The sequence below is a fragment of the Pseudomonas sp. GW821-FHT01D09 genome, from assembly GCF_059422465.1.
In genome coordinates this window covers 20,370-31,889 of the sequence record NZ_JBWKWY010000021.1, presented here as the reverse complement: position 1 = coordinate 31,889, position 11,520 = coordinate 20,370, and the positions used below count along the sequence as shown (strand labels likewise).

At 64.4% G+C, this 11,520-nt stretch carries 10 protein-coding genes; 3 read left to right on the top strand and 7 right to left on the bottom strand.

Annotated elements, in window-relative coordinates; all coding sequences use genetic code 11:
• Nucleotides 1–25: 25 nt before the first annotated feature.
• Nucleotides 26–1,177 (bottom strand): efflux RND transporter periplasmic adaptor subunit, encoded by a 1,152-nt coding sequence (locus AC07W7_RS18135; protein WP_495039852.1) that lies wholly within the window; start codon nucleotides 1,175–1,177, stop codon nucleotides 26–28.
• A 181-nt stretch (nucleotides 1,178–1,358) separates the two neighbouring features.
• Between AC07W7_RS18135 and AC07W7_RS18130 the strand changes: the two genes are divergently transcribed.
• A complete protein-coding gene (locus tag AC07W7_RS18130) occupies nucleotides 1,359–1,937 on the top strand; it encodes a TetR/AcrR family transcriptional regulator (protein WP_495039834.1) in 579 nt (192 codons plus the stop codon).
• Here the strand turns inward: AC07W7_RS18130 and AC07W7_RS18125 are convergent.
• Complete coding sequence (locus tag AC07W7_RS18125; RefSeq protein WP_169900421.1) at nucleotides 1,908–2,837, bottom strand: helix-turn-helix domain-containing protein; 930 nt, start codon at nucleotides 2,835–2,837, stop codon at nucleotides 1,908–1,910. The two genes, AC07W7_RS18130 and AC07W7_RS18125, sit on opposite strands and share 30 nt — an antisense overlap.
• Nucleotides 2,838–3,050: 213 nt before the next feature.
• Here AC07W7_RS18125 and AC07W7_RS18120 point away from each other — a divergent pair, with 213 nt between their 5' ends.
• Nucleotides 3,051–4,397, top strand: coding sequence for an aminotransferase class III-fold pyridoxal phosphate-dependent enzyme (locus tag AC07W7_RS18120; protein ID WP_495039833.1), 1,347 nt, complete (start codon nucleotides 3,051–3,053; stop codon nucleotides 4,395–4,397).
• A 61-nt stretch (nucleotides 4,398–4,458) separates the two neighbouring features.
• A complete protein-coding gene (locus AC07W7_RS18115; RefSeq protein ID WP_169864332.1) occupies nucleotides 4,459–5,946 on the top strand; it encodes an aldehyde dehydrogenase family protein in 1,488 nt (495 codons plus the stop codon).
• Nucleotides 5,947–5,957: 11 nt separating this feature from the next.
• Here AC07W7_RS18115 and AC07W7_RS18110 read toward each other — a convergent pair whose 3' ends face one another.
• The 5 genes from AC07W7_RS18110 to AC07W7_RS18090 all read right to left on the bottom strand — a co-directional run bounded on the left by AC07W7_RS18110 (nucleotide 5,958) and on the right by AC07W7_RS18090 (nucleotide 11,345).
• The gene (locus tag AC07W7_RS18110; RefSeq protein ID WP_099168534.1) at nucleotides 5,958–6,434 is read right to left on the bottom strand and encodes a MarR family winged helix-turn-helix transcriptional regulator; all 477 of its coding nucleotides are present in this window, start codon (nucleotides 6,432–6,434) and stop codon (nucleotides 5,958–5,960) included.
• Nucleotides 6,435–6,518: 84 nt separating this feature from the next.
• Nucleotides 6,519–7,295 carry an ABC transporter ATP-binding protein gene (locus AC07W7_RS18105; RefSeq protein ID WP_495039832.1) on the bottom strand — a complete coding sequence of 259 codons (777 nt, stop codon included), beginning with the start codon at nucleotides 7,293–7,295 and terminating at the stop codon, nucleotides 6,519–6,521.
• A complete protein-coding gene (locus AC07W7_RS18100) occupies nucleotides 7,292–9,082 on the bottom strand; it encodes a branched-chain amino acid ABC transporter ATP-binding protein/permease (protein ID WP_495039831.1) in 1,791 nt (596 codons plus the stop codon). The genes AC07W7_RS18105 and AC07W7_RS18100 overlap by 4 nt, the downstream gene beginning before the upstream one ends.
• Nucleotides 9,079–10,116, bottom strand: a complete 1,038-nt coding sequence (locus AC07W7_RS18095) for a branched-chain amino acid ABC transporter permease (RefSeq protein ID WP_076961378.1) — start codon at nucleotides 10,114–10,116, stop codon at nucleotides 9,079–9,081. Before AC07W7_RS18095 ends, AC07W7_RS18100 begins: the two co-directional genes overlap by 4 nt.
• 80 nt (nucleotides 10,117–10,196) lie before the next feature.
• Nucleotides 10,197–11,345: an ABC transporter substrate-binding protein gene (locus AC07W7_RS18090; RefSeq protein ID WP_495039830.1), complete on the bottom strand. Its 1,149-nt coding sequence runs from the start codon at nucleotides 11,343–11,345 to the stop codon at nucleotides 10,197–10,199.
• Between the last annotated feature and the right edge of the window lie 175 nt (nucleotides 11,346–11,520).

Sequence of the window (11,520 nt, the reverse complement as noted above, 5' to 3'; positions counted from 1 at the left end):
GACCTCGAACGCGGTGATGCCGGGCTTACTGGCGTGCTGCTTGTTGTTGGGCAGTGGGGGCCGCGGGGGCTTTAAGCACCACTTTGTCACCCGGGGCGAGGCCGGCTTGGCCGCCGATAATCACCCGGTCACCGGCCTCCAGGCCCTGGGTGATCTGCCAGCGTTGGCCCTGCATGGCGCCGGTTTGGACGGCGCGCGGGCTGACACGGTCGTCGGCATCCACCACCAGTACCTGGGCCTGGCCGTCGCTGCCGCGCTGCACGGCGCGCTGAGGCACGAGCAAGGCTTGCTGGTCGGTGCCCTGGGGCACGTTCACGCGCACATACATGCCCGGCAACAACACCCCTTCAGGGTTGCTGAAGCGCCCGCGCAACGATACCTGGCCGGTGCCACGGTCTACTGCAATATCAGAGAACAACAGCGTGCCCTGGCTGTGGTAGTCGGTGCCTTCGACCTGCAACGACAGCTGCGACGGGTCGCCCGCCGACAAGCTGCCGTGCTTGAGGGCCTGGCGCAGTTTCAGCGCCTGGGCCACCGGTTGGGTGAAGTCGGCGTAGATCGGGTCCAGTTGCTGGATGCTAGCCATCAATGTCGCTTCGCCTTGGCCGACCAGGGCGCCCTCGGTCACCAGGGCGCGGCCGATACGCCCGGAGATCGGCGCGCGCACGGTGGCGTAGCCCAGGCTCAAGCCGGCGGTTTCCAGGTCGGCCCGTGCCGATTGCTGGGCGGCCTGGCTGCTTTTCAGGGCGGCGCGGGCGGTGTCGAGGTCCTGGCGACTGATGGCTTCGACGTCGGCCAGTTGTTCATAGCGCTTGACCTTGGCTTGGTTCTCGAACAACTGCGCCTCGATCCGTGCCAGCTCGCCCTGGGCCCGCGACGCAGCGGCCTTGAGGGGCGCGGGGTCGATCTGGAACAGCAGGTCGCCGGCCTTGATCTCGGCGCCTTCCTCGAAGTGGCGCCGCAACACGATCCCGGCCACCCGGGCCCGCACCTGCGCCACCCGGACCGGCTCGATACGCCCGGGCAGTTCCGTGGACAGGGAGAAGGCCTCGGGGGCGACAGTCACGGTCTCCACTTCCCGGGGCGGCGGGGCCGTTTCGGGCTGGTCGGGGGCGCCACAGCCGGCGAGGCCGACAAGGGCCACTGCGGCAAAGCTGAAAATACGCAGGTCGCGCAAAGCGTTCATGTGTCACCTGGAGGCTAGGTCTGGAAAGGTGCGCATGATATATAGCTGACCCTATTGAGACAATAATGTCTCAAAAGATTCTTTTGTGTTTAAAAATGTCATTTTCCTTGAGGTCGGGGGGATTTTCGGCACAATGCCTTCCACTTCACGCCCAACCAATGAGCCAGTTGCCATGTCTTCGCCCGCTCCCAACGAAAAACTTCTCAAGGCCCTGGCCGTTGCCATCGTTGACCATCCCCGGGCCACGCTCCAGGAACTGGCGCGCGCGGCCGGCATCAGCAAGGCCACGCTGCACCGCTTCTGCGGCACGCGGGAAAACCTGATCGAGATGCTGTTGGCGTACTCGCGCGAGGTCATGCAGCAGGTGGTCGACGACTCGGACCTTGTGTGCGCAGCACCGGCCGAGGCCCTGCGGGACTTGATCGACAAGCACCTGGCGCACCGTGAGTGGGTGTTGTTCATGGTGTTCCAGTACCGGCCGGACACCTTGAACAACCATGGTTGGCAAGCGTACCTCAGCGTTTTGGACCGCTTCTTCCTGCAAGGGCAGCAGGCTGGGGTGTTTCGCATCGATATCGCGGCGGCGGTGATGACCGAGCTGTTTACATCGCTACTGTGTGGCCTGGTCGAGGCGGAGCGCCTGGGCCGCGCCGCGCCGGCGGGAACGGCCTGGGTGATGGAGCAGATGTTCCTGCATGGGGTAACGGCCGCGCAGCCGCACTCAGCGTTGTCGCAGGGTCTGCGAGGGTAGTTCGCCAAACAGGGCCTTGTACTGGCTGGCAAAGTGGCTCAGGTGGTAAAAGCCCCATTGGGCCGCCGCATCGCCAATGCTCACCTCGGCTGGCGAGGACATGGCCAGGCGCCGCCGTACCGCATTCAGGCGCACGCTGCGCAGGTAATCCACCGGGTTGGTGTCGGCGATGGTCTGGAAGCTGTACTGCAGCGCGCGTCGGCTGACGTGCAGGCGCTGGCACAGATCAAGAATGGTGATGGGCTCGTCATGGCTGGCGAGGGCGATCTGCTGGCTCATTTTCACCAGCGTCTGACGTGCCGGCACACTGGGGCGCCGGCGTTTTCCAGCGCTCTCCACGCTCCCCAGCAGGTCCAGGAAACCACCGAGCAGGCTGTGTTCCATCAGTTTGGCCGTGGCCTCATTGAAGCGTTGCGGCGTGCAATCCAGTGCCTGGCCCAGTTGCTGCCGGATGCGCTGGTGCAGTTCGCTGGTGCGCTGCCAGGGCGACTGCAGCGACGGTGCCGTGGTCAGTTGCCGGTAGCTGCGTGGGCTCAGGTTTAGCGCGGCCAGCCTCAGGACTTTGTCGCGGGCAAAGGTCGCGGCAAAGATCTGGGTGTTTTCCGGGGCGTGGAACATGAATTCTTCATGGGTGTTCAGGATGGCCAGGCAGTTCTGCGTGCCCTGGCTGTTGGTGCACAGCGGAATCGAAAAGCACATGCGCTCGGCGGGCGACTGGCCGTATTGCACGATGCGCCGGTTCAACTGCTCGTGGAATATCTGGAAGGGCCCGCTGCACAGCTGCCGCAAACGGCTGGCAAACCGGCCGGGGGACAGCTGGTCGTAGGTCTGGTCCCAGTCGTGTACCGAGCGCGCGTGCTGGCTGGCGTCGGTAAAGCTAAGGCTTTCGATCTGCGTCATGGTCATCACCGGTGTGCGGGTAGCCGCCGGTGGTTGAACATCCCCTGCGGCGGTTTGCGCCTCAATACATCACGGTTGCCCTGGGGCATGCAACCCATTGGGCAGCCTTGTGGCAAGTGTGCCGAATTTGGTTAACGGCCCGACCGCGTTGCTCCCTACAGTCCAGACGGGTCCGAAACCTCTCGGTCCGCCTCTTCGGAAGGGAGTGCAATCATGTACACGCATTATCAGAACGCCGAAAAAAAATTCTGGCACCCAATGCGAGCGGCCGCAGCCGCTGCGGGCGAACAGACCCTGATCATCGCCAGGGGCAATGGCAACTACGTCACCGATATCCATGGCTGGCGCATGCTCGACGGCATCGCCGGGTTGTGGAACGTCAACGTCGGCCATAACCGCGAAAGCGTCAAGCAGGCGATCCATCGCCAGATGGACGAGCTGGCGTACTACCAGACCTTCGACGGCATTGCCCATCCCCGGGTGTATGACCTGGCGGAGCGCTTGACCGGGATGTTTGCCCAGGAAGATATGCAACGGGTGTTGTTTTCCAGCGGTGGCTCCGATGCCATCGAAACCGCCCTGAAAATGAGCCGCCAGTATTGGATTGCCGCCGGGGAGCCCGAGCGCACCCGGTTCCTGTCCTTGCGCAATGGCTACCACGGCGTGCACATGGGCGGCACCTCGGTCGGCGGGATCAGTGCCTATCACTTCAACCATGGGCCACTGCTTGAAGGCTGCACGCTGCTCGACAGCCCCTGGTCTTATCGCAACCCCTGGGACTGCAGCGATCCCCAGGCCCTGACCGCCCACTGCATTCGCCAATTGGAGGAGCAGATCCGCGCGCTGGGGCCGCAGACCATTGCGGCGTTCATCGCCGAGCCGGTGCAGGGCGCGGGCGGGGTGATTGTGCCGCCTGCGGGCTACTGGCCGCAGCTGCGCGCGGTGTGTGATCGCTACGGTATTTTGCTGATTGCCGATGAAGTGGTCACCGGTTTCGGGCGCAGCGGTTCGATGCTCGGTTCGCGGGGCTGGGGCGTGGCGCCGGACATTCTGTGCCTGGCCAAGGGCATCTCCGCCGGCTACATCCCGTTGGGCGCCACGGTATTCAATGGGCGCATTGCCCGGGCTATCGAAACCGCCGACAACTTCGGCCAGGTGATCATGCACGGCTACACCTACAGCGGCCATCCCACGGCCTGCGCGGCGTCCCTGGCGGTGCTGGATATCGTCGAGCAGGAAGACCTGCCAGGCAACGCGGCGAAGGTCGGCGCCTATCTGCTGGAGCGGCTCAAACCATTGAGTGAACGCTTTGACGTGGTGGGCGAGGTGCGCGGCAAAGGCCTGATGCTTGCCCTGGACCTGGTGAGCGACAAGCGTCTGCGCACCCCCATCGACCCGGCCCTGGGCTACGCCTCGCGCCTGGCCGAGCGTGTGCGCCTGGAAGGGGTGCTGGTGCGCCCGGTGGGGACCAAGATCATCCTCTCGCCGCCCCTGACCCTGACGCTGGAAGAAGCCGACCTGATCTGCCATGCCCTGGAAGTCGGCCTGGCCCATACCTGATCCCCCCATGAGCGGCGCCCATCGGGCGCCGCACTGATGATTGCCTTGAGGAACCCTGTTTATGAGCGACATTGCCTTGCTACCCGCCGTTACCGAATTCCTTGCCCGCGCACCGGCCAACTTTATTGATGGCGCCTACCGGCCTAGCACGTCTACCCAGCAGATCGCCATCCATAACCCGGCCAACGGCCAGGTGATCAGCCACATCGTCGATGCCAGCGACGAGGATATCGAGGATGCCGTCGCCAGTGCGCGCAAGGCCTTCAAAGGCGCTTGGGCAGACACCTCGCCCTATGCCCGTGGCGTGATCCTCAACACCTTTGCCGACCTGCTGGAAACCCATGCCGAGGAATTGGCGCAACTGGAGACCCTGTGTTCGGGCAAGTCGATCAACCTGTCACGCGGCCTGGAAATGGCCCAGAGCGTGGTGTTCCTGCGCTACTTCGCCGGCTGGGCGAGCAAGATCAACGGCCAGACCATGAGCCCTTCGATTCCGTCCATGGGCGGCGAGCAGTACATGGCCTACACCTTGCGCGAGCCGGTGGGGGTGGTTGCCGGGATTGTGCCGTGGAACTTCTCGGTGATGATCGGCATCTGGAAGATCGCTTCGGCGCTGGTCACCGGCTGCACCATCGTGGTCAAGCCCAGCGAATACACGCCGTTGACCCTGTTGCGGGTAGCCGAGCTGGCGTTTGAAGCCGGTGTGCCGGCGGGCGCCTTTAACGTGGTCAATGGCACCGGGCAGGTGGGGCAGCAATTGATTGCCCATGCCCAGGTCAGCAAAGTTGCGTTCACCGGCTCGGTGCCGACCGGGATTGCCGTGGGTAAGGCGGCGATGGCCGCTGACCTCACGCGGGCGACCCTGGAGCTGGGTGGCAAGAACCCGGCGGCGCTGTTGGCCGATGTCGAGATGGATCAGGCCGTGGCCGGCATGGTGCAGATGGCTTATGTGCACCAGGGCCAGGTGTGCGCCTCGCCGGAACGCCTCTATGTGCATCGTTCGCGGATCAGTGAGTTCCTGGAAAAACTCGGGCAGGCCCTGGGCGCCCTGAAGGTTGGCTCGCCCCTCGATGAGAGCACCCAGTTTGGCCCGCTGGCCAACCAGGCGCACCTGGAGAAGATTCTCGACTTCTTCGCCCGGGCCAACCAGAACAACACCGTAATCTGCGGGGCCAAGGCCATTGACCGGCCGGGCTACTTTGTCGAGCCGACGCTGATCCTGGCCAATGGCCCGGATGATCCGTTGCTGCAAGAAGAAGCCTTTGGCCCGGTGCTCTGTGTATTGCCCTACGACACGGAGGAGGAACTGGTGACCCTGATGAACGACTCGCCCTACGGCCTGACGGCCAGCCTGTGGACCAACAACCTGTCCAAGGCGCTGCGCCTGATCCCACAGATAGAGGCCGGCACGGTATGGGTCAATATGCACACCTTTCTTGACCCGGCGCTGCCATTCGGCGGGGTCAAAGCCTCGGGCATGGGCCGCGAGTTTGGCGATGCGTTTATCGAGGCCTATACCGAGCTCAAGTCGGTGATGATCCGTTATTGATCCACAGGGGGTCAGTCTTCGGGCAGGTTGTCGAACAGGGTTTCGAGCAAGCTGTTGAGCTTGTTGAGCTGCGCGTCCGTCAGGCCCTTGAAGCTGTTCTTGAAGATATCCGCCGTGATCTTGTGGCTCTGCGCGATGGTTTCGTACCCGACCTCTGTCAGCGAGACCTGGGTGACGCGCCCATCGTTGGAGCAGACATTGGTCTGCACCAGGCCGTCGGCTTTCATGCGGTAGACGATCTTGGTGATCGTCGGCAGCTTGGCAATGGCGTGGGTGGAGATTTCCGAGATGCTCGACGCGCCGTTGTCCTTGAGGATCAAGAGGATGCGCCAGCGGGGGATGTCCATGTCGATTTTTTTCAGGGCCTTTTCCATCGCCATGGAATAGCGCCCGTTGACCCGGGCGAGCCAGTAGAAGGGAAACTCTTCTTTCTTGAACTCCTGGCTGGCAGGGTTATGACGATTCACACGTTTTTTCGCGGTGGTCATGCTCAGGCTTCGAGTAGTGGGCAACGGTCAATTGTTGCATATTCGCGAGATTGACGTCGCCCACAGTGGGGTTGCATGGGGTTATCAGGTCGCAAGCATTTCCTGATGCTTGCTGCTCAGCCCCAGGTACGCCTCGATCACCCGTGGGTCGTCGGCCAGTTGCCGGGCGGGGCCGTGCATGGCGATCTGGCCGGTTTCCAGGACATAGGCGTAGTCGGCGACCCGCAGCGCGGCCCGGGCATTCTGTTCCACCAGCAGGATCGACACCCCTTGCTCGCGCAGGCTGCTGATGATGCGGAAGATCTCGCGGGTCACCAGGGGCGCCAGGCCCAGGCTGGGCTCATCGAGCATCAGCAGGCGTGGCTTGGCCATCAGCGCCCGGCCCACCGCAAGCATCTGCCGCTCGCCACCGGACAAGGTGGCGGCCAACTGTTCGCGCCGTTCCCACAGGCGCGGGAACAGGTCGTACACCTGCTTGAAGGTCTGGCCGTGGTCGCGCTCGCCCCGGCGGTGGCGCTGGAAGGCGCCCAGCAGCAGGTTGTCCGCCACGCTCATCGAAGTGAAGAGTTCGCGCTTTTCCGGCACCAGGCCCAGGCCGCGGCCGACCATCACTTCCACCTCGGGCACGGTTTCCAGGGTGCCGTCGAAGTTGACCTGGCCCCGGGAGCCCAGCACGCCCATGATCGCCGACAGCAGGGTGGTCTTGCCCGCGCCATTGGGGCCGATCACCGTCACAATCTGCCCTTCGCCGACGCGCAGGCTGGCGTTGCTCAAGGCTTGCACCTTGCCATAGGCCACGCTCAGGTTATCGATCTGCAACAGGGTGGTGCCGACGTTGCAGGGTTCCATTGGCATATTCATGCGTCTGCGCCTCCCAAATAGGCTTCAAGCACGGCGGGGTTGTTTTGCACTTCTTCAGGCAGGCCCTGGGCGATGGGCTGGCCGAACTCCATGACCACCACGCGATCCACCAGGCCCATAACGAAGTCCATGTCGTGCTCCACCAGCAGGATCGCCATGCCTTCGGCGCGCAGGCGCCTGAGCAGGGCGGCCAGGGCTTGTTTCTCCTGGAGGCGCAGGCCTGCGGCGGGTTCGTCCAGCAGCAACAGGCACGGGTCGGCGCACAGGGCGCGGGCGATTTCCAGGATGCGTTGCTGGCCCAGTGCCAGGCTCGCGGCGTCCTCCTGTAAATAGTCACCCAGGCCGACCCGTTGCAGTTGATAGCGCGCCTCGGCCAGCAGTTGCTGTTCCTCGGCTCGGTCCAGGTTCAGGCTGGCGGCGATCACGCCCTTGTGCCCGCGCAAGTGGGCGCCGAGGGCGGCGTTTTCCAGCACGCTCATCCCGGGCAGCAGCTTGACGTGCTGAAAGGTGCGGCTCATGCCCAAGTGGGCGACATGCCGCGAGGTTTTGCCCGTGATCGGCTGGCCCTTGAAATGAATGGCGCCCGAGGTGGGCGTATCGACCCCGGACAACAGGTTGAACAGGGTGCTTTTGCCGGCGCCGTTAGGGCCGATCAGGGCGAGGATCTCCCCGGCGTCGATATGCAGGTTCATCTGGTTGTTGGCCACCAGCCCGCCGTAGCGCTTGGTCACCTGGTTGGCTTGCAGGATGCGCGTCCCTTGTTCGGCGGCGTCACGCCGGGGCAGGGCCTGTGCCAGGGGCAACGGCGCGCTGCGGGTGCGGACCTTGAACCCTTTGCCCAGCCACGACGTCAGGCCGCCCGGCGCGCAGTGCATCAGCAGCACGATGAGGATGCCGAAGACGATGGTTTCGTAGTTGCCAGCGTCGCCCAGCAGGTGCGGCAGCCAGTCTTGCAGCCACTCCTTGAGCACGGTGAGGATGCCGGCGCCCAGCAGTGCGCCCCAGATACTCGCCACACCACCGATCAACGCCATGAACAGGTAGTCGATGCCCATGCCCAGGCCGAACGGGGTCGGGTTGACGAAGCGCTGGGTGTGGGCGTACAGCCAGCCGGACACGGCGGCAAACAGTGCGGCGATAACAAAGATCACCATCTTCGAGCGGAAGGTATTGACCCCCATGGACTCGGCCATCAACTGGCCGCCCTTGAGCGCGCGGATCGCCCGGCCTTCGCGGGAGTCGAGGAGGTTATGGGTGACCAGCATCGCCGCGCCCAGCACCAGCCAGATCAGGTAGAACATGTCTTCACCCTGGTCCAGGGCGATCCCGCCGAGGGTAATGGCTGGCAGGCCGCCGACGCCGGTATGGCCACCCAGGGGTTCCAGGGTGCCGAACAGGTAGTAGAGCGAAAGCCCCCAGGCGATGGTGCCCAGCGGCAGATAGTGCCCGGACAGGCGCAGGGTCAAGGCACCCAGCATCAGTGCCACGGTCACCGTCAGCGCCACACCCACCAGCAAGGTCAGCCATGGCGAGGCACTCGCCCAGTGCAGCCAGGCCGGCAGTTGTTCGGCGGTGGTCAGCCAGGCCGTGGTGTAGGCGCCAAGGCCGACAAACGCGGCCTGGCCAAAGCTGGTCATGCCGCCGACGCCGGTCAGCAGCACCAGGCCAAGCACCACCAGGGCATACAGGCCGATGTAGTTGAGCAGGGTCACGTAGTAGGGGGCGAGCACCAGCGGTGCCAGGCCCAGCAGGGCGATCAGTGCGAGGATCAGGTAGCGGGGTTTCATTCGTGTTCCTCCACATGACGGCTGGTGAGGGAGCGCCACAGCAGGAACGGAATGATCAGGGTAAAGACGATCACCTCCTTGTAGGCGCTGGCCCAGAACATCGAGAAGGCTTCGATCAGGCCCACCGCGAGAGCGCCGAGGGCGGCCACCGGGTAGCTGACCAGCCCGCCCATGATGGCGCCGACAAAGCCCTTGAGGCTGATGATGAAACCGGAGTCGAAGTACAGGGTGGTGATGGGCGCGATCAGGATCCCGGACAGGGTGCCGATCAGGGCCGCGAGAACGAAGGTGCTCTTGCCGGCCATCTCCGGGGAAATCCCCATCAGGCGTGCGCCCATGCGGTTCACCGCCGTCGCACGCAGGGCCTTGCCGTACAGGGTGCGCTCAAAGAACACAAACAGGCCGATGATCAGGCCCAGGGACGCGGCGATGATCCACAGCGTCTGGCTGTTGAGCGCCACCGGGCCCAGTTCCAGGCCTTGTTCGGAGAAAGGCCGGGTGCGCGCGCCTTCCGGGCCGAACAACAACAGGCCCATGCCCACCAGGCTCACATGCACCGCAATCGAGACGATCAGCAGCACCAGGGAGCTGGCCGAGGCGATGGGTTGGAAGGCCAGCCGATAGATCAGCGGCCCCAGGGGCACCACCAGCGCCAGGGTCAACAGGGCCTGCAGCGCCATGGGCAGTTGCGCCAGTGGCAGGGTGTTGACCAGGCCCACCATGGCCATGGCGTAGGCGATCTTCACCAGGCTCTTGCGCGGTAGGCGCCAGGCGTGGGGGCGGCGCAGCGAGGCGAGCAGGTCGAGGGCGCCATCGAGCAGGGTCAGGGCCAGCAGCAGCCAGACCAGTGCGGTCGGGTGGCCGGCCTGCAGGCTGGCCATGGTCAGGGCGCCATAGGTGACGAACTCACCCTGGGGGATCAACAGGATCCGGGTCACGGTAAACACCAGGAGAATCGACAAGGCCAACAACGCATAAATGGCGCCATTGGTGATGCCGTCCTGGCCAAGCAGCAAGGCTATCTGGGCATTCATAGGGCAACTCTTTGCACGGGGTCATCAGGCTTGCGCCGCCCGTCGGACACGGCTGGCCGAGCGGGCAGGGGCGCGCGGTCTCAGTCTTTGAGCAGGGTCCAGGTGCCATTTTTCACCTGGATCAGCTCCCGGCCGCGTTCATCGAACCCGCTGTGGTCAGCCGGAGTCATGCTGTAGACACCTTGGGTGCCGGCCAGCTCGTGGGTGCTTTCCAGGGCGTCACGCAGTGCCCGGCGAAACTCCACGGTGCCCGGCGCGGCTTTGGCGGCGGCCAGGGGGATGGCGGCTTGCAGCAGCAGGCCGGCATCGAAGGTGTTGGCGCCGAAGGTGGCGGGCTTGCTGCCATAGAGCTTCTGATAGGCGGCGGTGTAGTCGGCGGCGATTTTCTTCGAGGGGTTGCTGTCGGGCATCTCATCGAGGACCAGCATCAGGCTGGCGGCAAGGATCGTCCCTTCGACCTTCTTGCCACCGAGCTTGAGGAAGTCCGGTAGCGCCGCCCCATGGGTCTGGTAGACCTGGCCACGGTAGCCCTGGTCGAACAGCGTGGCCTGGGGCATCACCGCCGGGCTGCCGGGGGCCGCCACCAGCACCGCGTCGGGGCGGGCGGCGAGCACTTTGAGGCTTTGCCCGGTGATGGAGGTGTCCTGGCGCTGGAAACGTTCGTTGGCGACGATCCTGATCCCATGCTCGCTCGCCAGGGCTGTGGCCACCTTGGCCCAGTTCTCGCCATACGGATCGGCGGTGCCGATCAGGCCCAGGGTTTTCACCTGGTGTTTGGCCATGTGCTCGAACAACGCCTTGGCGATCAACTCGTCATTTTGCGTGGTCTTGAACACCCATTTTTTCTCGGACGTCATCGGCAGGATCACCGCCGCGGTGCCCACGGGCGACAACAGCGGCACCTGGGCCTCGGCGACAAACGAGATCACCCCGATGGCGTTGGGCGAGCCGCTTGGGCCGATGATCGCATCCACGTTGTCTTCGCTGATCAGCTTCTTCAACGCCTTGACCGTGGCCGTCGGGTCGCTGCCGTCGTCCAGCGCGATGTAGCGGATGGCCTGGTCGCCGACCTGGGTCGGCAGCAGCGCCACGGTGTTTTTCTGCGGCACGCCGATCATGGCCAAAGGGCCTGCGGCCGAGGTGATCACACCGACCGTGACTTGCGCCTGGGCCAGGGATACGCAGGCCGCACTCAGTAGCAAGGTGGACACAGCTTTTTTCAAGAGCATGGAGTTCTCCGAAGCATTGCAAGGCTAAGCAAGCGCCCGTCCCTCGGCCCGTCGCCGCTTGAACAGCGGTCGCGGTGCGCGATGGAGGCGAACCCTTGGCGGTTGCCGCAACGGCGTGAGCCGCTGTTGATGGGCGAGTAGGGCGATAGCAGGTTGCATGCCAGAAAAATCTGCG